The sequence below is a fragment of the Compostibacter hankyongensis genome (assembly GCF_039541075.1).
Classification (GTDB): domain Bacteria; phylum Bacteroidota; class Bacteroidia; order Chitinophagales; family Chitinophagaceae; genus Compostibacter; species Compostibacter hankyongensis.
The window spans coordinates 202,335-225,846 of record NZ_BAABFN010000022.1 but is presented as its reverse complement, the minus strand read 5'-3'; the positions used below and the strand labels follow the sequence as shown (position 1 = coordinate 225,846).

The window sequence follows — 23,512 nt, the reverse complement described above, 5'->3', positions numbered from 1 at the left end:
TAAGGGTACACGTTGATCCGGCAGTCTTAGGTCAATAGGCCAAATCGGTTGACGCTTTACTGCAATAAAAACCTTACGGGCAGCGAATATTGTACCACTACCAGCTTCCCGTCCTGTGAGCCGGGCTGCCAGCGGGGCATAGCCTGCACTACCCGTATGGCTTCTTCTTCCAGGCCGCCGCCTTTAGGTTTTTCTACCGTATGTACGTGGCTGAGGCTGCCATCCGTGCCCACGATAAACTGCACGACCACTGTGCCCTGTATATTCTTTTCCCGGGCTACATCGGGGTAATGGATATGGTCGCGGAGATAATGCATGAGGGCCTCATCTCCGCCGGGGAAGGCAGGCATCTTTTCCACAAATGTATAGACTTTGTTCGCGGCGGGGCCGTTCCGGCTGCTATCGGCTGCGCTGCGCGCGGGACCGCTCGCCTGCAGCATGAACCGGATGGGCAGCGCATACTGTACCCGTACGGGTTTGTTATCCTGTATGCCGGGCTGCCAGCGGGGCATGGTCTTCACGATCCGGACCGCTTCTTCCTCCAGCCCGCCGCCTTTGTGGGCTCCTATAGTCTTTATATTACTGAGGCTGCCGTCCGGGCTCACGATAAACTGGACGATTATGGTACCTTGAATATTTTCTTCCCTGGCTTCTGCGGGATAACGGACATGCTCTCTGAGATAGTTCATCATCGCTTTGTCGCCTCCCGGGAATTCGGGCATCTTTTGTACAAAAGTGTATAAGGCATTACGGCTGGTATCGAAGCCGCGGCTGTCCTTTTGACGCGGCGGGGCCGGCGGTGGAGGAGGAGGTGTCTTCGATTTTTGCGAAGGAGCCGGAGGGGGCGGAGGCGGTACGCGCTGCGCGGCAGGTTTTTTTGCATCCGGAACCGTATCTGCCGGCATAGCGGCAGCCGGCTCATCCGGAAACAGCATATTCCCCGAGGTAGCGCCGGTTACTTTCGTCAGCGTGACCTGCAGTCCGGGATATTGGGTAAAGCTGAACAGCACGGCAACGACAGCCAGCAGCGGAATGACCAGCAGCCTTCTCAGATAGGCGCGGCCGTTACCGGAAGGCCGGAGCAGCATGCGCAGCCGTCGCTTGACCGGAGGATGAAAAAAGGTATTGGAAAAAAGCTCCGGGGCATGGCCGAAAGGCTGCAGCAGGATACAGGCTGCGTAAGCTGCCGGCGCTTCCTGCCCGGTAGCCTTTTCATCGGCAATAAATTCATGGACCAGGGACAATTCTTTTCTGAACAGATGGAAAACGGGATTGCACCAGAAAAGAGCGCAGGCCAGCTCCATAAAGAGCTTGTCGGCGCTGTGCTTTTCCCGGACATGCGCCAGCTCATGCCGCAGCATATGCCGTCCTTCGTCGGAATCCTCTTCCACCGCCGTATCCCAGCAGATGTAGCGGAAAAAGGAATAAGGGCCGGAAGAGCCGGCGGACGGAACAAGGATATAATCCGCGAAATGTATTTTTTCGTGCTGCCGGATCAGGCGGATCATCCGGCGCAGCCCCAGCACCAGTCGGAACAGCAGCAGCAAAATGCCCAGCACATATGCCCCCGCCGCATAATCAGCGACCGAAAATGAGCGTTCCGGCGTAATGGTCACCATCGGCAGCCAGTTGTCCCGCACTTCCAGCACCCGCGAGGTGTAGGTGATCAGTCCTCCACGCGTGCTGTCGTCCGGAACAAAGGGGATATGCAGCAGCGGGATGATCGCCGAAAGCAGCGTGGCGCCCAGCAGGTAGTACCGGTTCCATTGGTGGAATCTTTTGTTCCGCAGCGCCAGCAGGTAATAGCCGTAAAAAAGGAGAGAGCAGGCAGTTACCTTGATCAGATAAAGGAATAAGGAGCTCATGGCAGATAAATTAAAGCGTTGGACGCAGTTAGGACTTACCGGTCTTTGATTTCTTGATTTCCTCCAGCAGCGATTCCAACTCATGTATACTGATGTCTTTTTCCTTGGCAAAAAAGGAAACCATGTTGCTGAACGATCCTTCGAAATAGCCTTTTACAAAATGCCGCAGCGTACGTTTGGAATAGTCGGATTTGGAAACCAGCGGATAGTAGCGGTGCGATTTCCCAAAGGCTTTATAGTCCACAAATCCTTTCTCCACCAGGATTTTAACGAGTGTGGACACGGTGTTGTAATGCGGCTTGGGCGGGGGCAACTCCGCGATGATCTCTTTTACAAAAGCTTCCTGCAGCTTCCAAAGCGCCTGCATGATCTGTTCTTCTGCCCGGGTGAGCGGTTTCATGATGTTTCTGGTTTACTTCGTGCACAATGTTTTTTAAAGGTCTCAGTGAAGGCTGCGCCTTTCCGGTTTGATATTTGAGATTTGATATTTCTGGTTTCAATACAAACATACTAATTTTTTAGTTTAAAAACTATTTTTTTAGTTTTTTTAGGAAAAAAGTTCCCGGACACCTTTGGATTAATGCCTATTTTTGCGGGAGGACCAAAAGCAGCGGCATGAGCGAAGTCATTGTATCACTGAAAAATGCGAGCATCTTCCAGGGTAATTCCGAGATCCTGTCCGAGGTCAATATTTCGGTTTCCCGCGGAGAATTTGTATACCTTATCGGAAAAACCGGCACCGGCAAATCCAGTCTGCTCAAGACCCTCTACGGGGAGCTTTCCCTGCGGCAGGGAGAAGGGCAGGTGGTGGGCTTCGACCTGACGGGGATGACCTGGAAAAAGATCCCGTTCCTGCGCCGCAACCTCGGCGTGGTATTCCAGGATTTCCAGCTGCTGACCGACCGTACCGTATATGACAACCTCCGCTTTGCCCTGAAATCCACCGGCTGGAAAGACAATACCCTGATGGAGGAGAAGATCCATGATGTGCTGGAAAAAGTGGGCCTGAAAACAAAAGGGTTCAAGATGCCCTATGAGCTGTCGGGCGGAGAGCAGCAGCGTATCGACATTGCCCGGGCCCTGCTCAACTCCCCGCGTCTGATCCTGGCCGACGAACCCACGGGCAACCTGGACCCCGAAACCTCGGACGGCATTATGCAGCTTCTTTTCCAGATCAGCAGGGACTACGGCACCGCCATCATCATGGCCACCCACGATTATATCGTACTGCAGAAATTCCCTTCCCGGGTGCTCCGCACCGAGCACGGCAAAGTGGTGGACAATGCCACCGTCAGCTTTGCCTGAAGATGATTTTTGTATATCTCGCAATTCCATCGTACTTTTGCCGCGGAAAAATAGCGACTTAAAACATTATCATTTTTTTACAGATGTCTTACTTAACCAAAGAAAAAACGGCCAATATCTTCAAAGAATTTGGCGGAAGCGAAAAAAATACCGGCTCTGTGGAGGGACAGGTGGCACTGCTGACCGAAAGGATCAATGCTATCTCGGGTCATCTCAAGGGAAATAAAAAGGATTTCTCCACCCACCGCGGACTGATGCACATGGTCGGACAACGCAAACGCCTGCTGGCCTATCTCTCCAAAACGGATCTGAACGGATACCGTGCGCTGATCGAAAAGCTCGGTCTCCGGAAATAACAACAACTCGCTCACCTGCAGTTCCCAACTCACACGGTTGGGAATCCTTTTTTTGCAGCGGGGGCTCTTCTTCATTTTTTTACATCTTATCTATGAGCTTAAAAGCCATTTCAACAACCTTTGATATAGGTGACGGTCGCATGGTGACCCTGGAAACGGGGAAGCTGGCGCGTCAGGCCGATGGCGCCGTGCTGGTACGGCAGGGCAAGTGCATGCTGCTGGCTACCGTCTGCGCCAACAAGGAACCGCGGGAAGGACAGAGCTTTTTCCCCATGTCGGTGGATTATCAGGAAAAGTTTGCTTCGGCAGGCCGTATTCCCGGGTCATTCTTTAAACGGGAAGGCCGCCTGTCTGATTATGAAGTGTTGATCAGCCGGCTGGTGGACCGCGCCCTGCGGCCCCTTTTCCCGGAGGATTACCGTTGTGATGTACAGGTGCTGATCTATCTGATCTCCTCCGATCCGGAGATCATGCCCGACGCGCTGGCTTGCCTGGCGGCTTCGGCAGCCATGGCCGTATCGGATATTCCTATCCAGGAAGTGATCTCGGAAGTGAGGATCGGTCGCGTAGACGGGCAGTTTGTGGTAAACCCCACCCGTTCCCAGCTCGAGCATGCCGATATGGACTTTATCGTAGCGGCTTCCGAGAAGAACATCATGATGGTGGAAGGCGAAAGCAAGGAGTGCTCCGAAGAAGACCTGGTACAGGCCATCGAAAAAGCGCATGAAGCGATCCGGGTACAGATAAAGGCACAGCAGGAGCTGCGTGAACAGGCCGGTGTGACCGGGAAGCGCGATTATGAAAAGCCTTATGAAAACGAGGCGCTGCGCCAGCAGGTGGAGGCTTTTGCCAAGGACCGCATTTACCAGATCGCCCGTGCCGGCAGCAGCAAACACGAACGCTCCGAGGCGCTGCACCAGGTGGAAGACGACCTGATCGCCTCCCTGGGCGAAGAGCCCGAAGATAACGATGTGGCCGCCGCCAAACGTTATTATCACGATCTCGAATACGATGTGATCCGCAATATGATCATCGACGAGCGGGTAAGGCTCGACGGCCGTGGGCTGGACGTAGTGCGTCCGCTGAGCATGGAGATCGATTACCTGCCGTCGCCGCACGGCTCTGCACTGTTCACCCGCGGAGAAACGCAGTCACTTACCACTGTTACCCTCGGTACGCCGGATGACGAGCTGCTGCTGGAAAACGCCGCCGTCTCCCGCTATTCAAAAACGATTCTGCATTACAACTTCCCGCCCTTCTCCACAGGTGAGGTGAAGCCGATGCGCGGTCCTGCCCGCCGTGAAGTAGGGCATGGCAACCTGGCCCTCCGCTCGCTGAAGCAGGTGCTGCCGGGTAACGAGTACCCCTATACGGTACGCATCGTATCCGATATACTGGAATCCAACGGTTCCTCCTCCATGGCTACCGTATGTGCCGGCTCGCTGGCCCTGATGGATGCCGGAGTGCCCATTCCCAAGCATGTTTCCGGCGTAGCAATGGGATTCATTTCCCGCGACGACGGCAAATATGCCATCCTTACGGATATCCTGGGCGATGAGGACCACCTGGGCGACATGGACTTTAAGGTGACCGGTACCCGCGACGGTATCTGCGGCGTGCAGATGGACATCAAGGTGGACGGTCTCAGCATGGATACCATGCGCGAAGCGCTGGAACAGGCGCGCCGGGGAAGGCTGCACATTCTCGAGCAGATGTATGCCACCATGCCGGAAGCGCGGCCCGAACCCAAACCGCATGCGCCGCGTATGGAAAAGCTGATCATCGACCGCGAATTTATCGGCGCCGTTATCGGCCCGGGCGGCAAGGTGGTACAGGAGATTCAGCGCGAAACCGGTACCAACATCAATATCGAAGAAGTCAACAATACCGGCGAAGTCAGCATCTTCTCCGTCGATAAAGAAGGACTGGACAAGGCCGTGGCCTGGGTGAAAGGACTGGTAGCCGTACCGGAAGTAGGAGAAACCTACGAATCCACCGTGAAATCCATTATGCCTTACGGGGCCTTTGTGGAATTCCTGCCCGGCAAGCAGGGCTTGCTGCATATCTCTGAAGTTTCCTGGAAACGGCTGGAAAACCTGGACGGGGTTATGCAGGAAGGAGAAAAGATCAAGGTAAAGCTCACCGGTACGGATCCCCGCACCGGAAAATTCAAGCTTTCCCGTAAAGTGCTGATCCCCAAGCCTGAAGGTTATCAGGAACCGCCGGCCCGCGAAGGCCGCCCGCTGCGTGACCGGGATCGTGACCGTGACCGGGGACGGGATCGCGATCGCGATCGGCAGGCCCGTCCGGCATCCGGACATCAACCTTCCCGGAGTGAAGAAAAAGCGCCGGAAGAATAAAGCACGAACAGCATCATTACACATGACGCCACTCTGCAAAGGGTGGCGCTTGTGTTTAAAAGCGGCAGGCCCCGTTGTATTCAGGGGCGGACGCATCATCTTTGCTGATGGAAAACTATGTATCGGTGATCATTACCTGTCCGCCGGGACAGCAGCGGGATATCCTCATCGGCTGGCTGGATGATCTGGGCTACGAGGGTTTTGAGGAACGCGAAGAGGAGCTGGTAGCCAGCCTGCCGGAGCCGCGGTTTGACCCAAAAGCACTGGAGGAGCTGCTCCTTCCGCTGGGACTGCGTCATCGCCGCGAGCTGCAGCAGCCGGTGAACTGGAATGCACGCTGGGAAGCTTCGTTCAGCCCGGTACGTATCGGAGATTTCTGCGGTATCCGGGCGGCTTTTCATCCCCCTGTAGAAGACGTGCTGCACGAGATCATCATTACGCCGAGAATGACTTTTGGGACGGGCCACCATGCCACTACCAGCGCGATGATCCGGCTGATGCAAAAGCTGGATTTTAGCGGTAAAAAGGTGCTGGATTTCGGTACCGGCACGGCCATACTGGCCCTGCTGGCCGAACGCTGCGGGGCCGCCGCGGTCTGCGCCGTGGATAACGACGGCTGGGCGGTGCGGAATGCGCGGGAAAACCTGACAGAAAACAACTCCCGTAACATCATGGTAGAGGAGGCCGACCGGGTGCCGCCCGGTGCCGGGTCCTGGGATATTGTGCTGGCCAACCTGAACCGGCATATTCTGGTGGAGCAGCTGCCGGCCCTCGAAGCCGCCCTGTCTCCCGGAGGCAGCCTCCTTGTCAGCGGCATTCTGGAAGCCGACGGCGCGCTGATGACGGCCACGGCCGCCCGTTACGGGCTGGCGCCGGCAGAGCAGCTGCTGTGCGACGGCTGGCTGGCCCTGCGCTTCGGGAAAAGCTGATCCCGGCCCCCGGGAAGTCCCCGGCTGCGAAACCAAGGGGGAATGCTTTTTATTTTACTTATTTTAGCTATTTTTGTTAACCGCATAAGCAGGCACACGTAAACCAAAATCAGACATTGCATGAGTGAAGTGTTATTGATTTTACTGGCCTATCTGGTAGGATCTGTTTCCAATGCCGTATGGGTCAGCAAGCGGTTTTTTCGCATGGATATCCGTGAATACGGCAGCGGCAACGCAGGCGCTACAAATACCTTCCGGGTATTGGGGCCGCGTGCAGGCACCTTTGTCATGATCATGGACATGATAAAGGGTATCATAGCCGTAAAACTGGCCCTGATTATCCCTTATTATGCTGAACCGGAACATCTGACCCAGCTGATCAATTTCCAGATCGGACTGGGACTGGCGGCAGTGGTGGGTCATATCTTCCCGATCTGGGCTGATTTCCGCGGCGGCAAGGGTATCGCCACCCTTTTTGGTATGGTGCTGGCCATACAGCCGCTGATCGCGTTGAGCTGCGTAGGCGTATTCCTGCTGATGCTTTTCCTGACCCGTTACGTTTCCCTGAGTTCTATCCTGGCCAGCGTGGCCTTTCCTATACTGCTTATCTTTATTTTTCGTGAACAGGAACTTTTTTACAAGCTCTTTGCCATTGCCATTGCCCTGTTGGTGATCCTGACCCATCAGAAAAACATCGGCAGGCTCTTAAACGGCAGTGAAAACAAGGTGCCGCTTTTCCGCAACCGCCGGAGAAGGGAAGCCGACTGACTAAAACCTGGTATAAAGCTTGCAGGAACCAGGGCGGATTATAAAATATACACGATGAAACGAGCATTTACCTCCCTGGCCTTATGCGCCCTGTTATGCGGCGCCTGCACCCGTGTTCCCATTACGGGACGCAGCCAGCTGAACCTGATACCCGAAAGCACCATGGATCAGATGGCGGTGGAGCAGTACCGGAGCTTTCTTTCGCAGAACAAAGCCGTTTCTTCCAACAGCAGCCGGGACGCCAGCATGGTGCAGCGGGTCGGTTCCCGTATAGCCGGTGCCGTTACCCAGTACCTGAGGACCAACGGGGCCGCAGACCGGGTGTCGGACTATAAATGGGAGTTTAACCTCGTGGAGAACAAGGAAGTGAACGCCTGGTGCATGCCCGGGGGAAAGGTGGTGGTTTATACGGGTATCTTACCGGTGACCAAAGACGAAACCTCCCTGGCCATTGTGCTGGGGCACGAGATTGCACATGCCATCGCCCGGCACAGTAACGAAAGGATGAGCCAGCAGCTGGGTCTACAGGGTTTGCAGATGCTGGGGGATGCCGCGCTGATGAAAAAGGATTCCCGGTACGTCAATACATTTGATCAGCTCTTCGGTATCGGAACGCAGGTAGGCGTTACGCTGCCCCACTCCCGGGCGCAGGAATCCGAGGCCGACCACCTGGGTCTGATCTTTGCCGCTATGGCCGGCTACGATCCGCGCCAGGCCGTACCTTTCTGGCAGCGTATGGCCACGCTGGGGGGCGGTTCCAAAGTGCCCGTCTACCTCAGCGACCACCCGGACGATGCCACCCGTATCGCCCAGATCCAGAAATGGGTGCCGGAGGCCATGAAATATTACAAGCCGCACTAAAGCAGATAATTCAGCACGGCTGTCCAGTCCGGGAAAGCCGTTGTGCCGAAATGAATATGTTCTCCCCGGAAGTGTTCCACGCCGTTGCGGATACGGTCATCGATCAGTGCGCGGCCGGAGAAGAGGCCTTTGTTGTGTGTAAGTATCAGTCGCTTGAAGGCCGTTTCCCCAAGGTGTTGCTCCACCCATATCCGCTTTTCCGTCCAGGAATTCACCCCATACCAGTCCGGCGTGGAAAGCACATATACCTCGTAGGGTTCAGACAGACGCCGGAAGGCTTCCACGGCCCCGTCCACCGGCTCCAGGCCGGTAAAAAAGCCGGGAATGCAGCTCAGCGCTGCAGTGGTTTCCCGCTGCTGCGCTGTTTCATACTGATCGAAGCCGGGGTGGTGGCTTCTGACGCCTTTGTAAAAATCCACCAGCACCCCGTCCATATCCACGAAGAGAAGTTCTTTCGGGTTCATGCGTTGTTCGTACTTGTGATGATGCTTTGGTTCCTGTTTTGAAGCGGGCGGAGAGGCTTACAGCTCCCGCAGCACGATATTCCGCCAGCGGACCCTGATACCCCCGCCACTGTGTATCTGCAGGGCGATCTGGCCGGTGCGGCTGCCGATCTTGGCATCGGTCAGCTGGATCATCTGCGTGCCGTTCAGCCAGGTAGTCACCTCGTCTCCCTTTACCTGCACTTTCATCTTGTTCCATTCCCCCATTTTGAGGGCCGATTCCTTGGAAGAATCGGGGAGGATGAGCCAGCCCCGGCCATAGGATTCGTAGATGCCACCCGAGTGCATGCCGGGAGGAGCTACCTCTGCCTGCCATCCCGAGATGGTGGTGCCTTTTACGGAAGAGTGGAAAAAGACGCCGCTGTTGCCGTTGGCTTCCTGCTTGAACTCCAGGGTCAGCACAAAATCCTTATAGGAATTGTCTGTGCCCAGGTAACCGTATTCCTTGTCCGGACCGCTTTCGCAAACCAGGGTGCCGTCTTTATCCACATACCATTTCTCGGTGCCGTATATCTGCCACCCGTCCAGGTTTTTACCATTAAAAAGATGGATCTTCTTTCCCTTATGATGCCGCTGCGCATTGGCCGGAACAAAGGCCGGCAGGACAAGCAGGAGCAGCAACAGGTATTTGATACCGGCGCGGAAACGGGTGGAAGTAAGCATAGGGGTTGGTTTTTTTCGGGTGTACGATATATGGTTTAAACAGTCGGGATGTCCCATATTACCGGGCTACGTTCACTGCCCGTTTTTCCCGGATTACCGTTACCTTGATCTGGCCGGGATACTGCATTTCGGTCTGGATCTTCTGGGCGATCTCAAAAGAGAGACGGTCGGCATCGGCATCGCTTACTTTTTCACTTTCCACGATTACACGCAATTCCCGTCCGGCCTGTATGGCATAGGCTTTTTCCACCCCGTCGAAGGCGATGGCCAGGTTTTCCAGGTCCTTGATACGCTGGAGGTAGCTTTGCATGATCTCGCGCCGTGCGCCGGGGCGGGCGCCGCTGATGGCGTCGCAGGCCTGTACGATGGGGGAGATCACGTATTTCATTTCCTCTTCGTCGTGGTGCGCTGCGATAGCGTTCACCACCGCGGGATGCTCATTGTATTTTTCGGCCAGCTTCCCGCCCAGCAGGGCATGGCTCAGCTCAGTCTCCTCATCGGGCACCTTGCCGATATCGTGCAGCAGACCGGCGCGCTTAGCCAGCTTTGGATTCAGCCCCAGCTCGGCTGCCATGATGCCGCAGAGATTGGCCGTTTCCTTGGAGTGCATGAGCAGGTTCTGCCCATAGGAGGAGCGGAAGCGCATCTTACCGACCATCCGCACCAGGTCGGGGTGCAGACCGTGTATGCCCAGCTCGATGACGGTACGTTCGCCGATCTCCATCACTTGCTCCTCAAGCTGACGTTTGGTCTTTTCCACCACTTCCTCGATGCGGGCGGGATGGATGCGTCCGTCCTGTACCAGGCGCTGCAGGGCCAGACGGGCTATTTCCCGGCGCAGGGGATCGAACGAGGAAAGCACGATGGCTTCGGGGGTATCGTCCACCACCAGGTCCACACCGGTCGCAGCTTCGATGGCCCGGATATTCCGTCCTTCGCGGCCGATGATCTGACCCTTGATCTCGTCGCTTTCCAGGTTGAAGACGGTGATGGCATTCTCGATGGTCTGCTCGGCCGCCGTACGCTGTATGCTCTGAATGATGATCTTTTTGGCTTCTTTGTTGGCCCGGGCCTTGGCATCCTCCACCACTTCCTGGATATGCGCCGTAGCCTGGGTGCGGGCTTCCTCCTTGAGGGTTTCCACAAGCTGGCTCCGGGCTTCTTCGGCCGAGAGCCCCGCTACCTTTTCCAGCCGCCGGATATGTTCTTCCTGGTGCTTTTCGAGTTCGGTACGCTTGATGTTCACCAGCTCGATCTGCCGCATCAGGTTTTCCTTGATCGCTTCGTTTTCCTGGACCTGCTTCTGGGCATTCTCGTTCTTCTGGTTCAGGGACTGCTCCTTCTGCTTGATCCGGCCTTCCGCATCGGCTATCTTCTGGTTGCGCTGCAGTACTTCCTTCTCATGTGCGCTTTTTAGCTGTAAAAACCGTTCTTTTGCTTCGAGTAGCTTGTCTTTTTTAAGATTTTCCGCCGCAACGGCTGCTTCAGCCTTTATTTTTTGCGCCTGCTCCTCTGCTTCCTCGGTAATTTTGCGGGTGTTCTTGGCAAAAATGAGCTTTCCCAGTATGATACCTATTATTAAGGCCGCCGCTGCGGCAATGACTGCGATAACTGTCGTTCCCATAAAAAGTTAAATATTGCATGATTTATAATGATTCCCAACTGCCTGCAGCGGGTGCAGGCTCCGGATACAGCCTGCGAAAATACAAATTAAACCCGGAAAAAGAAAAGGGCGGGAAAGGGGCTAAGGGCAGTAAGGCAAAAAGACATAAATTTGTAACAGGGAATGATAGGAATAACACATGAGCAGGCTAAAAATATATTCTACTAATGTATCCCGCGAGAGCATCCTCAGGGAGCGGGCGGCTGCCTATCAGCAACTTTCTTCCCGGGAAAAGATAGAACAATTGTTTTCACTGATTCAGGTCTCCGTTTCACTGAATGGCGGCAAACCCCTGAAATACCCCCAGGGGAAAGGAGTAGTTATCTCCAGGAAAAATCATTAGCATGACCATACCGGCTGCCAGTGAGGAAATGCTGGAGTTACTGAGGGCGTTTCATGTCTTTCAGGTGCGATACCTGATTGTAGGTGGCTTTGCTGTGAACCGGTACGGGTATAAACGCACCACAGGCGATATTGACATTTACCTGAAAGATACCCCGGAGAACAGGGCCAACCTGATCAGGGCGCTTGCCGAAATGGGTTACGGGGAGTTTGATATGCTTATGAATGTACCTATCATAGCAGGATATTGTGAGATTATGCTTGACAACGGTATTTACGCTGATTTAATGACTGATATTCCGGGGCTGGAGAAGGAGCGGTTTGACTATTACTACGATCTGGCAACGGTTGACAGCATAGAAGATTACACCGTTCGGTATCTGCATTATAATCATCTGCTGGAAAACAAACGGGCGACGGGGCGGCCCAAGGATATGCTGGACATTGACGAACTGGAAAAAATAAACGGAAACTAACCGGCCTGTTCCAGCAGCTTCTCCAGGGATTCCAGCCGGGTCTGCAGGTCGGCGGGGAGCGCAGCGTTTGCGCCGGTGGCGGGTTGTGTGGCGTACAGGATAAGGCACATTGCAATATAATCCTGGATATCCTTGCCGGCATAGGCCGTTTTGAACTCCAGTATCTTCTCATTCACCTCCCGGATGGTTTTCCGCACCTGCTCTTCCTCTTCAGCTTTGATTTTCAGCCGGTAGCTGCGGTCCGCAATCACAACGTTTATGGGGATAAGGGTATCCATGCGGCGTATAATTAATTATATACCGGATATGTCCGGCTAATTGTTCAGTAAGGCCATACAGCGGTCGATCTCCCGTATATAGGCATTGATCTGCTGACGCAGGAAGCGTTTTTCCTCAGGCGTTTCTTCCCGTTGACCCGATCCGGCGATTTTCAGCAGGGCCGAATGGCGCTCCATCTCCTGTATGGCATTTTCTTTTTCTTCCAGGATTTTTTGCTGGATCGCTATCGTCTGCTGCAGGGTAGCACGTTCTTCCTCCAGCTGCTGTGTCCGTTTTAACAGCAGTTTCAGCTTTTCTTCTATCCGTAACAGGATATCGCCTTCGTTCATATGATAAGATATGGCATCTACTTCCTGATCTCTGCCTGCAGCCCGGTTTCCAGGGCCCGGATAATCTGTTGCATTGCTTTTTCGATCTCCCGGTCGGTCAATGTTTTTTCCGGATGGCGGAAGGTGAAGCTTACAGCATAGGATTTTTTCCCGGGGCCCAGCTTCTCACTTTCAAAAACATCAAAGAGACCGACTTCCTGCAGAATGGGCGTTTTTACGGTCCATACGGCTGCCTCCACATCGCTGAATTTTACGGAATTGCTCAAAATCAGTGCCAGATCGCGCCGTACGGCGGGATAACGGGGAATTTCTGAAAACCGTATCCGGGTCCGGCTGCTGAGGCGGAGCAGTTTGCTCCAGTCGAGATCTGCGTACCACACCGGCTGCCGTATCCCGAAACGCTGCAGTCCGGCGGCCGTCACTTTTCCGAAATACCCGACCGGCTCTTTGCCGGCATAGATATGCTGTCCTTCGTTTACCGCTCCAAGGTCGGCAGGTTCAAAGCTTACCTGCGTGGCTCCCAGCTGGGTGAGCAGGTTTTGCAGATGTCCTTTCAGGAAATAGGCATCTGTCTTTACCGGATTGCCCAGCCAGCTTTCCGCCTGCTTGTTGCCCGTAAGGTACAGGCAGAGGTGCTCCCGTTCCTCGTAAGGGGTGGGGGAGGCACCCTCTTTCCGCAGCAGGTAAGATTTTCCGAGCTCGAAAAAGAGCAGGTCCGTCTGCTGCCGGTTGAGGTTGTGCGCCACGCTTTCCAATCCCGTTTCGAGCAGGGAGGGGCGCATCACGTCGAGCTCGGCGCTGAGGCTGTTCAGCATACGGACCAGCCGGCCGGCTACCGGCTGACCGGTATAGTAGCGGCTGTTGGTGATGGAGTTGGTAAAGATCTCAAAGAAGCCGTTGCTGCTGAGATAAGCCGTTGCTTTTTCCCGCAGGGCTTCGCGATCCGGGGGGGCGGAACGGGAAGGAGTGATGGTCATGTGGGTGGGGATGAGCACATTGTCGAACCCGTCTATCCGCATCACCTCTTCCGCGATATCGGCCGGCAGGCGTATGTCCGGCTTGCTGTAGGGAACGGTCAGCCGGAGCTGTCCTTCCCCGGCTGTCTGTACTTCAAATCCCAGGCTTTCCAGGATGTTCCTTACCTGTGTTTCTGGATAGGTCTTTCCGCTGAGCTTTTGGAGATAATCCGCATCGAGGATGATCTCTGCCGGGGGCTGCGGGGCGGGATAGACATCGGTGATCTCCGAGGAGACGTGTCCCCCGCAGAGCTCGCAGATCAGGACGGCGGCCCGTTTCAGCGCAAAGATAAGATTGGAGATGTCTACTCCTTTTTCGAAACGAAGGGCGGCGTCGGTACGCAGGCCGTGCCGGAAGGAGCTGCGCCGGATGGTGGCGGGATCAAAGAAAGCGCTTTCCAAAAAAATGCGGGTGGTACTGCTTTTTACTCCCGAGTCCAGTCCTCCGAAGATGCCGGCCAGGCACAGGCCCCCGGCCGTGTCGCAGATCATGAGGTCTTCGGCATGCAGGCTGCGCTTTTTTTCATCCAGCGTCACGAAAGGAGTGTCGGGGGGCAGGTTTTTGACGATCACCGTCCTGTCCCGGATAGCGTCCGCGTCAAAGGCATGGAGGGGCTGTCCCGTTTCGTGGAGGATATAATTGGAGATATCCACGATATTGCTGACCGGGCGTACCCCGATGGCTTTCAGCCGCTCCTGCATCCAGGAGGGGGAAGCCCCTGCGGTAATGCCGCTGAGGGTAAGACCCGTATAGCGGGGACAGGCAACCGCATTTTCGATCTTTACGGTTACGGGAAGCTCTGTTGAGCTGATCCGGAAGCCGGAGATGTCCGGCAGGACCACCTTATAGGATTTGCCTTCACTATGGCTGAGCCAGGCGCATACATCGCGCGCCACGCCGATATGGCTCATGGCATCCATCCGGTTGGGGGTCAGCCCGATTTCATAGACCCAGTCGGTATAGGGCCGGAAATAATCCCCGGCAGACGTGCCGGCCGGCACGTTTTCGGTGAGCACCAGGATACCGCTGTGGTCGGTTCCCAGGCCGATCTCATCTTCCGCGCAGATCATGCCCTGGCTTTCCACGCCCCGGATCTTTGTCTTTTTCAGGATGAGGGGATCCCCGCCGGCGGGATAAAGGGTACTGCCCGCAGGCGCTACCACCACCTGTTGTCCGGCGGCCACATTTGGCGCTCCGCAGACGATCTGCAGCGGCTCGGGTCCCCCGGTATCCACACGGGTCAGCTTTAGCTTGTCTGCGTCGGGATGAGGAGCCACTTCGAGGACCTTTCCGATGACCAGCCCTTCCAGGCTGCCTTTTATGGCTTCGTAACGGGAAAGCTTTTCCACTTCCAATCCGACGGCGGTCAATATTTCAGCCAGTTTTTCAGGTGCGGGATGCAGGGGCAGGTAGGTACAAAGCCAGCGGTAAGATATGTTCATAATGAATCAGGTTGTCGATAACCGGCGTCAAGCTGCGGCCGGGAAGCCGTAAAGGTAGTAACTTCCTAAAATCCGGTTTCCCCGCCGGCACGGCGTAGCAAAAAAAAACTTTTTCCGGGTCGGGTTGGGCAAAAATCTTTTTACACGGTGAAATGGGCATAAGCAGGGAGGAAAGCGGTATTTTTGTTTTTTTTTGTGGAAAAGCCTTCTTTTTCCGGTGGAAAACCGGGGGAAGACCGTGTATAAACCGTGCATACAACTCCTCTCCCGTCTAATAAATTTTCAGCGAATAGTGTTTTTTTGTTTCTGGAAAATCGCATTACATTCGTTCTCCGGCATAGGATGATTTTACAATTTCTTAAAGAAAACTTAACACACTGGTGACGGCCGGCCCTATTTTTAACGCTAACCCATTATTCAGGCATGGATCTCTCAAATACCAAGAAGGACCGGAATATACGCAGGAACAAGACGGTTGACCTTTCTACGCTTGTTTACGGCAAGATCCCCCCCCAGGCAAAAGAGCTGGAGGAGGCGGTGCTTGGCGCCGTGATGCTGGAGAAAAATGCCTTCGATGTGGCCGTGGAAATCCTCAAGGCGGAATGCTTTTATGTGGATGCCCACCAGCGCATTTTTGCCGCCATGGTACGGCTGGCTTCCAAGTCCATGCCGATCGATATCCTCACAGTGGTGGAGGAGCTGAAAGCTGCCGGCGAACTGGAGATGGTAGGAGGACCTTTCTTTGTGACCCGTCTTACCAACAGCGTGGTATCTACCGCCAACCTGGAAGCACATGCCCGCATCGTGTTACAGAAATTTATCCAGCGGGAGCTGATCCGGATTTCCGGGGAAATTATCGGGGAAGCCTATGAAGATGCCACCGACGTATTTGAGCTGATGGACAAGGCCGAATCCAAGCTGTACGAAATCACCGACTCGCACCTCCGGAAAAACTATTCGGATATCAACCAGGTCCTGGCCAAAACGCTCAAACGGATCGAGGAGCTGCGGAAAAGCGATGAAGATGTGAACGGCGTGCCTTCCGGCTTTCATTCGCTGGATAAGATCACCCATGGCTGGCAGTCCACCGACCTTATCATCATTGCGGCCCGTCCCTCGGTCGGGAAAACGGCTTTTGCGCTGAACCTTGCCCTCAATGCGGCCATGCATGCCACCAAGCCTACATCCGTTGCCGTATTTTCCCTGGAAATGTCCACCGGGCAGCTGGTGCAGCGCATGCTTTCCACCGTCTCCGACGTGTTGCTGGAGAAGATATCCACCGGTAAGATGGAGGAGCATGAGATGAAGCAGCTCTCCACCCGCGGGATCGACCGGCTCTCCAATGCCCGGATATTCCTGGACGATACCCCGGCATTGAACATTTTTGAGCTGCGGGCCAAGTGCCGTCGGCTGAAAAATAAAAATGAGCTGGGCATGGTGGTGATCGATTATCTGCAGCTCATGTCCGGCACCGCCGACCGCAACAGCAACCGGGAACAGGAGATCAGCAAGATATCGCGCGACCTGAAAGGGCTGGCCAAAGAGCTGGAGATCCCTGTCATTGCCCTGTCCCAGCTGAGCCGTGAGGTGGAAAAGCGGAAGGAGGGCAACAAGATGCCGCAGCTCAGCGATCTCCGCGAGTCGGGCGCCATCGAGCAGGATGCCGATATGGTGATGTTCCTCTACCGCCCCGAATACTATGATGTCACCTCCGATGAATTCGGCGAATCCAATAAGGGAGAGACCCATGTGCGCATTGCCAAACACCGTAACGGTATGCTGGATACCGTGAAGCTGAAGGCCCTGCTGCATGTGCAACGTTTTGAGGAGATGGAGACGGTAGACACTTTCAGTCCCTTTGCCGGCATGCCCAACCGTCCGTCCGGCGGAGGAGCCGGGGAAGACGGCCCCAGGATGTTTATCCAGAAGGGTTCCCGTATGAACGATATGGACTTCACCGATGACGAACCGCCGTTTTAAACCCCTGACCCCCTAAAGGGGGAAAAGGTTAAAGGCGAAAGGTAAAAGGTGAAGGATGAAAGGTGAAAGGCATTTTAAGGTTAAAGTCTACGGTTTCATTCCAGACCGGTCAACTTCAGATTTTAAGCGATTGCCCCGGAAACTTCAAACAAGAGGCCGGAAACGCGCAGCGTTCATCGAGACCATTGAAAAACATTCTGGACAAGATAAACGTCAAACAGGATATCATTGAATGAATTCTGCCCAACAAAAACTTCCTTTATTTTTTACGGAACAGGCCGCTAACCCCGGGGATGCGATCCTGCTGGACGAAGCTGCTTCCCGTCATTGCACGCAGGTGCTGCGGATGCGGGAAGGCGACCGTATGCTGCTGACCGACGGGAAAGGATGCCGGATGGAAGCGGAGATATTGCTGGCGGACCGCCGCCGGACAAAGGTGAGTATCCGGGAGACAGAGATGCTGCCCCCGCCGCAGCCCCGTCTGGGTATCGGCATCGCCTTTACCAAAAACACCGCCCGCATGGAATGGTTCCTGGAGAAAGCCACCGAGATCGGTATCCGGGACATCTTTCCCCTGCTGTGCGCCCGCTCTCAAAGAGAAAAACTCCGCCGGGATCGTTTCGAAAGCATCCTCAACGCCGCTATGCTGCAGTCCAGACAGGTTTACCTGCCGCAGCTGCATGCCCCGGTGCTGTTTGCCGATCTGGTTAACGGGAACGAGTACACGCAACGCTGCATCGCCTGGTGCGGCGACGGACCAAAGACACCCCTGCAGCAGGCCCTGGCTCCGGGTATGGATACGCTGGTGCTGATTGGCCCGGAAGGTGATTTCAGTATGGAGGAAGTGGAGCTGTCCGCGGAGCAAGGCTTCCGGCCGGTTTCCCTGGGACCGAACCGGCTCCGGACGGAAACCGCCGGAATAGTTGCCTGCACCCTGATGAATGCCGCCCGGCTATAACAGCCCTTTGCAGATATTTTTTACGATCCCAGGTCCTTCGTAGATAAATCCCGTATATACCTGTACCAGCACAGCGCCTGCATCCAGCTTTTCGCGGGCATCTGCTGCGGTAAAGATGCCCCCTGAGGCAATAATGGGAAGCTGTCCGCCGGACTGCCGGTGCAGATAGCGGACCACCTCGGTTGCGCGCTGCTGCAGGGGCAGCCCGCTGAGTCCCCCGGCACCTATGCGGGCTATCTCGGTAGCGGCCGTTTTCAGACCGGTCCGGTCAATGGTGGTATTGGTGGCTACAATTCCCGAGAGGCCGGCAGACCGTACGATCTCCAGGATATCGTCCAGCTGAGCATCCGTAAGGTCCGGCGCTATCTTCAGCAGCAGGGGCTTGGGGCGGGGCTGCTGCCGGTTCAGCTCCTGCAGGCGCAGCAGCAGGGCCGTCAGCGGGGCTTTCTCCTGGAGCTCCCGCAGCCCCGGGGTATTGGGGGAGCTTACATTCACCACGAAATAATCCACTACGTCAAAAAGGGCGAGGAAACACTTTTCATAATCGGCGACAGCCGATTCGTTGGGCGTTACCTTGTTCTTACCGATATTTCCTCCGATGAGGATATTGGCTTTCTTTTTGCGCAGACGGGTAGCGGCGGCGGCAACGCCTTCGTTGTTGAACCCCATCCGGTTGATCAACGCCCGGTCCCGGCTCAGCCGGAACAGGCGGGGCGGCGGATTGCCCGGCTGGGGAAGGGGGGTTACGGTGCCGATCTCGATAAAGCCAAAGCCCAGGTCGGCCAGCGTGTCGATGTGTTTGGCGTCCTTGTCAAATCCGGCGGCGAGTCCTACCGGGTTGGGAAAGGTAAGCCCGAAAACGGTGCGTTGCAGTCCTGCCTCCGCCGGGCGGAAGATCCGCTGTGTCAGGCGGCGCAGCGGGGGAACGGCATGGACGGCATCAAGCCCTTTCATCACGAGACGGTGCACCCGTTCCGGAGCAAGGCAGAAGAGCAGCTTTTTGATAAGCGGATACATAGGCGGGGCAAAGATACGCCTCTGCCGCTCATTTTGACAGACGGTGATTGCAGTTCCCCGGAAATTTGTAATGTTGCTGCACCGGGATACCGCCTGTCCGGGAAGAAGACACGGGGGTGTATTGATAAAACGGAAATACATACTGCGCCTGCTACTGATATCCGGCATGCTGTTGTTTCTCCCAGCGCATGTCCCGGCGGAGCCATGCCCAGGGCAGGCAGCCCCTGCCGATACCCTCCCGGTGAAGGACACCCTTCCGCTTCCTCAGCGCTCCTTTATGCGGAAGCTCGGCGGCTATATCGATTCGCTGCGCAGCGGTCGCTACCGCGACTCGCTGCTGCGTCACCTTTCCAAGGAAGACCGCGAGCAGCCGGATACGGTAGTCAGCAAAACGGTAAAAAGCGAAGAGGGATTCAGGGCACATCAGGGCAAGATCATCCGGAATATTTACTACCGGCAGCTGCCGGTGTTCGGTCCGAGGAATATCAATGATACCAGCTTCAGATCGCAGATGAAGCTGATCAATTTTGCCAACCGTCTGCATTACAATACCCGGCTCTGGGCCATCCGGCAATCTCTTTTTTTTCATCCGGGAGATACGGTTAACGCCTATGCGCTTGCGGATAACGAGCGTTATCTGCGTAACCAGGATTATATCTCCGATGCGCGTCTTTATATAATCAATGCAGACAGCACTTCCGATTCGGTAGATGTGCAGGTCATCACCAAAGACGAGTTCGAATACGGGGGCGATCTTTCCAGCCTGACCACGAAGAAAATAGGGGCCAGGGTGTACAATACCAACTTCCTGGGCGCCGCCCAGCGGCTGCAGGCCGGTTTTATGTGGAACGACCGTTACCGGCCGCCCTGGAACGTGGCTGCAGAATATACGAAGTACAACCTGGGCGGTACTTTCACAGACGTTTCCCTGGGGTATACCGCGCTTACGGGAGGCGGGCATGAGCCACTGGATACGGGTGTATACGAGGGTACCTGGTATATCAATATCGACCGGCCGTTGTATACGCGTTATGCTAAATTCACCGGAGGGCTTTACCTGGCCGACAACCGCTCCTTGAATATATACGGCAATGAAGATTCCCTGTTCCGCGATTACCGGTACAGGGTAATGGACGTATGGAGCGGTTATAACTTCCGTAACCAGTTCGGGCAGGACGGCTCCGTCGGCAACCGGCCGAGCCTGGCGCTGCTGCTGCGGTATTACGACCGCTCTTTTCAGCGGAAGCCCCTGCAGGAGAAATATGCCGCAAATCCCATTTATAACGACCGCCATTTTTATCTCGCGCAGTTTGTTTTATTCAAGCAGGACTTTTTCAAGACCGATCATTTTTACGGATTCGGCCGTACCGAAGATATCCCCAACGGGTATACGCTGGCGGCTACCGTAGGCTCCGAACGCTGGAGCGGGCGAAAACGTTTTTATACGGGAATATCCATGCAGCGGTTCTGGCTGACTGCGCACAAGGATGTCTTCTATACGGATATCGGGCTGAGCAGCTTCTGGCGGCGGCAGGCTTCGGAAGATGCGGTTATTCATGCCGGTCTCGGCTATTACAGCCGTCTTTGCCGCCTGGGCCAGGGCTTCCTGCGGCAGTTCTTCTCGCTCGATTACCTGAACGATCCTAACCCTTACCTGTATCGGCCCCTGAACATCAATATGGATAACGGCATATGGGGATTCCGTCATACGCTGCTCAACGGCTATCAGCGGCTGAAGCTGGAATCGGAAACGGTTTACTATAGTCCCCTGAAAGTGTACGGATTTAAATTCAACTTTTTTACATCCCTGCAGATAGCCGAGCTCTCTGATCACAACCGTTATCTTTTCAATAACCCTATCTATGCAGGCATCGGCGCGGGCTGCCGCATAAGGAACGAAAACCTGGCCATCAATACCCTCAAGCTGGCGGCCAACTATTATCCGGTACGGCCGGATGGCATGCGCGGATTTTACTTCGAGCTGACCACCATTGCCAATCTGCGGTTCAACATTTTTGCCTTACGGAAGCCGGCTTTTCTGGATTTTGAGTAAACACTTAATGCGAAACGATCTTCAATCCTATGATGGAGCTGATCAGCAAAACGATGAAGAACAGACGCCAGAATTCCGCAGGTTCCTTGAAAAAGAGGATGCCCAGGATAACGGTACCCACCGCCCCGATGCCGGTCCAGACCGCGTAGGCCGTACCCATCGGAAGGGTTTGGGTAGCCCGGTAAAGCAGGTACATGCTCAGGGTGAGACAGATAAAAAAACCTATGATCCAGCCGGTGGAGGCTGCGCCGGTGCTGGTCTTGGCCTTGCTCAGACAAGTAGTGAAACCCACTTCAAAAAGACCCGCAATGATGAGTATCAGCCAGTTCATATCAGCAGTTTTAAGGCCGGGAAAAATGAGAAAGCAGTTCCGAAAACCGCTGGATATTGTCGGGTGTATATCCCGAAAGTATTTCCGCTTCCGGTTGCACCCAGGTATCCGCCACCAGCTCGTCGCGGCCGGCAGCCATCATCGCTTTCAGACTTTCGGGCGTGACTTCCGGATGAAACTGAATCCCCAACACGCGTTCCCTCCACAAAAAAGCCTGCTGCCCGCAGGCGGCCGAGCCGGCCAGCTGCAGCGCGCCCTCGGGTAAGGCAAAGGTGTCGCCATGCCAGTGAAAGGCGGAAAAACGGTCGGGGAAGCCGGCCAGCAAAGGATGCTGTCTCCCAGCCGTGCTGAGCTCCACCGGGAACCATCCGATCTCCTTTTGCGGATTGGGATAAACAGCCGCTCCCAGCACATCCGCCATCAGCTGTGCGCCGAGGCAGATGCCGATGGCGGACTTTCCGCGGTCTATCACCTGACGGATAAACTGTTTCTCTGCGCTGAGCCAGGGATATTTCCGCTCGTCATGGACGCCCATGGGCCCGCCCATCACGACCAGGAAGTCCACCGCCTCCGGGTCGGGAAGCGCATCATTCCTGTACAGGCGGGTTATCTCGAAAACGTGCCCCGCCGCCTGCGCCCAGGCGGCAATGCTGCCGGGGCCTTCGAAATCGACATGCTGGAGACAGCGGATCCGCAGCGGTGCCATGGTGTGTGCTATTTGTCCAACCGGGCCTTTAATGCGCTGTCCAGCGCGTCCAGGAACTCCTCGGTATAGAGATAGTGGGTGCCGTGCTCCACTTTGTTGCCATACTCACAGATGGCCAGGTCCTTGGTCATCTTGCCGCTTTCCACCGTTTCGATACATACCTGTTCCAGGGTGTGGCAGAAGTTCACGAGCTCGGAATTATTGTCCAGCCTGCCGCGAAACTCCAGCCCGCGTGTCCAGGCGAAGATGGAGGCAATGGGATTGGTGCTGGTGGGCTTGCCCTGCTGGTGCAGCCGGTAGTGGCGGGTAACGGTGCCGTGGGCGGCTTCTGCTTCGAGCGTTTTGCCGTCCGGGGATACCAGGGTGGAGGTCATCAGACCCAGGGAGCCGAAGCCCTGCGCCACGGTATCGCTTTGCACATCCCCGTCGTAGTTCTTGCAGGCCCAGACAAAATTGCCATGCCACTTGAGGGCGCTGGCCACCATATCATCGATCAGGCGGTGCTCGTAGGTAAGTCCCTGCTTGTCGAATTCGGCCTTGAACTCGTTTTCATAGATCTCCTGAAAGAGGTCTTTAAAGCGTCCGTCGTATTTCTTCAGGATGGTATTTTTGGTGCTGAGGTAAAGCGGCCATTTTTTCAGCAACGCCTGGTTAAAGCAGGCGCGGGCAAAGCCGCGGATGGATTCATCGGTATTGTACATGGCCAGGGCCACGCCGCCTTCGCCTTTAAAATCATATACTTCATATTCGGTGGCTTCGCCGTTTTCCGGTTCGAACCTTATCGTCAGCTTTCCTTTTCCTTTTACCACAAAGTCGGTAGCGCGGTACTGGTCGCCGAAGGCATGACGGCCGATACAGATGGGAGCGGTCCAGTTGGGCACCAGCCGGGGGATATTTTTGATGACGATCGGCTCGCGGAAAACGGTGCCGTCCAGGATGTTCCGGATGGTGCCGTTCGGCGAACGCCACATCTGCTTCAGGTTGAATTCTTTTACCCGCGCTTCATCGGGAGTGATCGTGGCGCATTTGATGCCTACTCCGTATTCCCGGATGGCGTTGGCGGCATCAACGGTGATCTGATCGTCGGTGGCGTCGCGGCTTTCGATGCCGAGATCGTAATATTTGATATCCACCTCCAGGTAAGGAAGGATCAGCTTGTCCTTGATGAATTTCCAGATGACGCGGGTCATCTCATCCCCGTCCAGCTCAACGACCGGGTTGGTAACCTTGATTTTGCTCATGAATCTTGACTATTTTATACTTGTAGGATAATCATTTTTACGGGGCGTGAAGATAATCATAAAGATCA

Annotated in this window: 23 protein-coding genes; 11 read left to right on the top strand and 12 right to left on the bottom strand. The window is 55.2% G+C overall.

Going from position 1 to position 23,512, the window contains the following annotated elements:
* Positions 1-56: 56 nt before the first annotated feature.
* Both ABD851_RS16990 and ABD851_RS16985 read right to left on the bottom strand, forming a co-directional pair.
* Entirely contained in the window at positions 57-1,865 is a 1,809-nt protein-coding gene (locus ABD851_RS16990; protein ID WP_344981551.1) for a TonB family protein, read from the bottom strand.
* Positions 1,866-1,893: 28 nt separating this feature from the next.
* Positions 1,894-2,265: a BlaI/MecI/CopY family transcriptional regulator gene (locus tag ABD851_RS16985; protein WP_344981549.1), complete on the bottom strand. Its 372-nt coding sequence runs from the start codon at positions 2,263-2,265 to the stop codon at positions 1,894-1,896.
* 215 nt (positions 2,266-2,480) lie between these two features.
* Here ABD851_RS16985 and ABD851_RS16980 point away from each other — a divergent pair, with 215 nt between their 5' ends.
* The 6 genes from ABD851_RS16980 to ABD851_RS16955 all read left to right on the top strand — a co-directional run bounded on the left by ABD851_RS16980 (position 2,481) and on the right by ABD851_RS16955 (position 8,444).
* Entirely contained in the window at positions 2,481-3,170 is a 690-nt protein-coding gene (locus ABD851_RS16980; protein ID WP_344981547.1) for a cell division ATP-binding protein FtsE, read from the top strand.
* 83 nt (positions 3,171-3,253) lie between these two features.
* On the top strand, positions 3,254-3,526 hold the full coding sequence (gene rpsO / locus ABD851_RS16975; protein WP_344981545.1) for a 30S ribosomal protein S15: 273 nt from the start codon (positions 3,254-3,256) through the stop codon (positions 3,524-3,526).
* A 92-nt stretch (positions 3,527-3,618) separates the two neighbouring features.
* Positions 3,619-5,886, top strand: coding sequence for a polyribonucleotide nucleotidyltransferase (gene pnp / locus ABD851_RS16970; RefSeq protein ID WP_344981543.1), 2,268 nt, complete (start codon positions 3,619-3,621; stop codon positions 5,884-5,886).
* Between the two features lie 107 nt (positions 5,887-5,993).
* Positions 5,994-6,815: a 50S ribosomal protein L11 methyltransferase gene (gene prmA / locus ABD851_RS16965; RefSeq protein WP_344981541.1), complete on the top strand. Its 822-nt coding sequence runs from the start codon at positions 5,994-5,996 to the stop codon at positions 6,813-6,815.
* Between the two features lie 120 nt (positions 6,816-6,935).
* On the top strand, positions 6,936-7,583 hold the full coding sequence (plsY, locus tag ABD851_RS16960) for a glycerol-3-phosphate 1-O-acyltransferase PlsY (RefSeq protein ID WP_344981539.1): 648 nt from the start codon (positions 6,936-6,938) through the stop codon (positions 7,581-7,583).
* Between the two features lie 54 nt (positions 7,584-7,637).
* Positions 7,638-8,444 (top strand): M48 family metallopeptidase, encoded by an 807-nt coding sequence (locus ABD851_RS16955; protein WP_344981537.1) that lies wholly within the window; start codon positions 7,638-7,640, stop codon positions 8,442-8,444.
* On the opposite strand, the gene ABD851_RS16950 is transcribed toward ABD851_RS16955, so the two are convergent.
* From ABD851_RS16950 to rny, 3 genes are read right to left on the bottom strand one after another with little or no spacing between them, the layout of a single operon-like run.
* Positions 8,441-8,908, bottom strand: coding sequence for a 5' nucleotidase, NT5C type (locus tag ABD851_RS16950; protein WP_344981535.1), 468 nt, complete (start codon positions 8,906-8,908; stop codon positions 8,441-8,443). The genes ABD851_RS16955 and ABD851_RS16950 overlap by 4 nt on opposite strands.
* 57 nt (positions 8,909-8,965) lie before the next feature.
* Positions 8,966-9,610 (bottom strand): 3-keto-disaccharide hydrolase, encoded by a 645-nt coding sequence (locus ABD851_RS16945; protein ID WP_344981533.1) that lies wholly within the window; start codon positions 9,608-9,610, stop codon positions 8,966-8,968.
* Between the two features lie 58 nt (positions 9,611-9,668).
* Positions 9,669-11,234: a ribonuclease Y gene (gene rny / locus ABD851_RS16940; RefSeq protein ID WP_344981530.1), complete on the bottom strand. Its 1,566-nt coding sequence runs from the start codon at positions 11,232-11,234 to the stop codon at positions 9,669-9,671.
* Between the two features lie 178 nt (positions 11,235-11,412).
* Between rny and ABD851_RS16935 the strand changes: the two genes are divergently transcribed.
* Positions 11,413-11,616 carry a hypothetical protein gene (locus ABD851_RS16935; RefSeq protein ID WP_344981528.1) on the top strand — a complete coding sequence of 68 codons (204 nt, stop codon included), beginning with the start codon at positions 11,413-11,415 and terminating at the stop codon, positions 11,614-11,616.
* 1 nt (position 11,617) lies between these two features.
* The gene (locus ABD851_RS16930; protein WP_344981526.1) at positions 11,618-12,091 is read left to right on the top strand and encodes a hypothetical protein; all 474 of its coding nucleotides are present in this window, start codon (positions 11,618-11,620) and stop codon (positions 12,089-12,091) included.
* Here the strand turns inward: ABD851_RS16930 and ABD851_RS16925 are convergent.
* The 3 genes from ABD851_RS16925 to pheT are packed head-to-tail and all read right to left on the bottom strand — an operon-like array spanning position 12,088 to position 15,158.
* On the bottom strand, positions 12,088-12,369 hold the full coding sequence (locus tag ABD851_RS16925; RefSeq protein WP_344981524.1) for a cell division protein ZapA: 282 nt from the start codon (positions 12,367-12,369) through the stop codon (positions 12,088-12,090). The genes ABD851_RS16930 and ABD851_RS16925 overlap by 4 nt on opposite strands.
* Before the next feature lie 36 nt (positions 12,370-12,405).
* The gene (locus tag ABD851_RS16920; RefSeq protein WP_344981522.1) at positions 12,406-12,699 is read right to left on the bottom strand and encodes a hypothetical protein; all 294 of its coding nucleotides are present in this window, start codon (positions 12,697-12,699) and stop codon (positions 12,406-12,408) included.
* 17 nt (positions 12,700-12,716) lie between these two features.
* Positions 12,717-15,158 carry a phenylalanine--tRNA ligase subunit beta gene (gene pheT, locus ABD851_RS16915; protein WP_344981520.1) on the bottom strand — a complete coding sequence of 814 codons (2,442 nt, stop codon included), beginning with the start codon at positions 15,156-15,158 and terminating at the stop codon, positions 12,717-12,719.
* Positions 15,159-15,581: 423 nt separating this feature from the next.
* Here pheT and dnaB point away from each other — a divergent pair, with 423 nt between their 5' ends.
* Both dnaB and ABD851_RS16905 read left to right on the top strand, forming a co-directional pair.
* Positions 15,582-17,138, top strand: a complete 1,557-nt coding sequence (gene dnaB, locus ABD851_RS16910) for a replicative DNA helicase (RefSeq protein WP_344981517.1) — start codon at positions 15,582-15,584, stop codon at positions 17,136-17,138.
* 232 nt (positions 17,139-17,370) lie between these two features.
* Positions 17,371-18,096: an RsmE family RNA methyltransferase gene (locus tag ABD851_RS16905; RefSeq protein WP_344981515.1), complete on the top strand. Its 726-nt coding sequence runs from the start codon at positions 17,371-17,373 to the stop codon at positions 18,094-18,096.
* On the opposite strand, the gene ABD851_RS16900 is transcribed toward ABD851_RS16905, so the two are convergent.
* On the bottom strand, positions 18,091-19,113 hold the full coding sequence (locus ABD851_RS16900) for a quinone-dependent dihydroorotate dehydrogenase (protein WP_344981513.1): 1,023 nt from the start codon (positions 19,111-19,113) through the stop codon (positions 18,091-18,093). The two genes, ABD851_RS16905 and ABD851_RS16900, sit on opposite strands and share 6 nt — an antisense overlap.
* A gap of 241 nt (positions 19,114-19,354) precedes the next feature.
* On the opposite strand from ABD851_RS16900, the gene ABD851_RS16895 reads away from it, so the two are divergent.
* Positions 19,355-21,166: a BamA/TamA family outer membrane protein gene (locus tag ABD851_RS16895; protein ID WP_344981511.1), complete on the top strand. Its 1,812-nt coding sequence runs from the start codon at positions 19,355-19,357 to the stop codon at positions 21,164-21,166.
* A gap of 4 nt (positions 21,167-21,170) precedes the next feature.
* Here the strand turns inward: ABD851_RS16895 and ABD851_RS16890 are convergent, their stop codons facing one another.
* The 3 genes from ABD851_RS16890 to ABD851_RS16880 are packed head-to-tail and all read right to left on the bottom strand — an operon-like array spanning position 21,171 to position 23,444.
* A complete protein-coding gene (locus tag ABD851_RS16890; protein WP_344981509.1) occupies positions 21,171-21,497 on the bottom strand; it encodes a DMT family transporter in 327 nt (108 codons plus the stop codon).
* 10 nt (positions 21,498-21,507) lie between these two features.
* Positions 21,508-22,203 (bottom strand): type 1 glutamine amidotransferase, encoded by a 696-nt coding sequence (locus tag ABD851_RS16885; RefSeq protein WP_344981507.1) that lies wholly within the window; start codon positions 22,201-22,203, stop codon positions 21,508-21,510.
* A gap of 8 nt (positions 22,204-22,211) precedes the next feature.
* On the bottom strand, positions 22,212-23,444 hold the full coding sequence (locus tag ABD851_RS16880; RefSeq protein WP_344981505.1) for an NADP-dependent isocitrate dehydrogenase: 1,233 nt from the start codon (positions 23,442-23,444) through the stop codon (positions 22,212-22,214).
* Positions 23,445-23,512 lie beyond the last annotated feature (68 nt).

Excerpts from the sequence above, each read along its gene's own strand:
- ABD851_RS16990 (WP_344981551.1), bottom strand. The coding sequence starts at position 1,865 with ATGAGCTCCTTATTCCTTTATCTGATCAAGGTAACTGCCTGCTCTCTC.
- ABD851_RS16985 (WP_344981549.1), bottom strand. The coding sequence starts at position 2,265 with ATGAAACCGCTCACCCGGGCAGAAGAACAGATCATGCAGGCGCTTTGG.
- ABD851_RS16980 (WP_344981547.1), top strand. The coding sequence starts at position 2,481 with ATGAGCGAAGTCATTGTATCACTGAAAAATGCGAGCATCTTCCAGGGT.
- rpsO (WP_344981545.1), top strand. The coding sequence starts at position 3,254 with ATGTCTTACTTAACCAAAGAAAAAACGGCCAATATCTTCAAAGAATTT.
- pnp (WP_344981543.1), top strand. The coding sequence starts at position 3,619 with ATGAGCTTAAAAGCCATTTCAACAACCTTTGATATAGGTGACGGTCGC.
- prmA (WP_344981541.1), top strand. The coding sequence starts at position 5,994 with ATGGAAAACTATGTATCGGTGATCATTACCTGTCCGCCGGGACAGCAG.
- plsY (WP_344981539.1), top strand. The coding sequence starts at position 6,936 with ATGAGTGAAGTGTTATTGATTTTACTGGCCTATCTGGTAGGATCTGTT.
- ABD851_RS16955 (WP_344981537.1), top strand. The coding sequence starts at position 7,638 with ATGAAACGAGCATTTACCTCCCTGGCCTTATGCGCCCTGTTATGCGGC.
- ABD851_RS16950 (WP_344981535.1), bottom strand. The coding sequence starts at position 8,908 with ATGAACCCGAAAGAACTTCTCTTCGTGGATATGGACGGGGTGCTGGTG.
- ABD851_RS16945 (WP_344981533.1), bottom strand. The coding sequence starts at position 9,610 with ATGCTTACTTCCACCCGTTTCCGCGCCGGTATCAAATACCTGTTGCTG.
- rny (WP_344981530.1), bottom strand. The coding sequence starts at position 11,234 with ATGGGAACGACAGTTATCGCAGTCATTGCCGCAGCGGCGGCCTTAATA.
- ABD851_RS16935 (WP_344981528.1), top strand. The coding sequence starts at position 11,413 with ATGAGCAGGCTAAAAATATATTCTACTAATGTATCCCGCGAGAGCATC.
- ABD851_RS16930 (WP_344981526.1), top strand. The coding sequence starts at position 11,618 with ATGACCATACCGGCTGCCAGTGAGGAAATGCTGGAGTTACTGAGGGCG.
- ABD851_RS16925 (WP_344981524.1), bottom strand. The coding sequence starts at position 12,369 with ATGGATACCCTTATCCCCATAAACGTTGTGATTGCGGACCGCAGCTAC.
- ABD851_RS16920 (WP_344981522.1), bottom strand. The coding sequence starts at position 12,699 with ATGAACGAAGGCGATATCCTGTTACGGATAGAAGAAAAGCTGAAACTG.
- pheT (WP_344981520.1), bottom strand. The coding sequence starts at position 15,158 with ATGAACATATCTTACCGCTGGCTTTGTACCTACCTGCCCCTGCATCCC.
- dnaB (WP_344981517.1), top strand. The coding sequence starts at position 15,582 with ATGGATCTCTCAAATACCAAGAAGGACCGGAATATACGCAGGAACAAG.
- ABD851_RS16905 (WP_344981515.1), top strand. The coding sequence starts at position 17,371 with ATGAATTCTGCCCAACAAAAACTTCCTTTATTTTTTACGGAACAGGCC.
- ABD851_RS16900 (WP_344981513.1), bottom strand. The coding sequence starts at position 19,113 with ATGTATCCGCTTATCAAAAAGCTGCTCTTCTGCCTTGCTCCGGAACGG.
- ABD851_RS16890 (WP_344981509.1), bottom strand. The coding sequence starts at position 21,497 with ATGAACTGGCTGATACTCATCATTGCGGGTCTTTTTGAAGTGGGTTTC.
- ABD851_RS16885 (WP_344981507.1), bottom strand. The coding sequence starts at position 22,203 with ATGGCACCGCTGCGGATCCGCTGTCTCCAGCATGTCGATTTCGAAGGC.
- ABD851_RS16880 (WP_344981505.1), bottom strand. The coding sequence starts at position 23,444 with ATGAGCAAAATCAAGGTTACCAACCCGGTCGTTGAGCTGGACGGGGAT.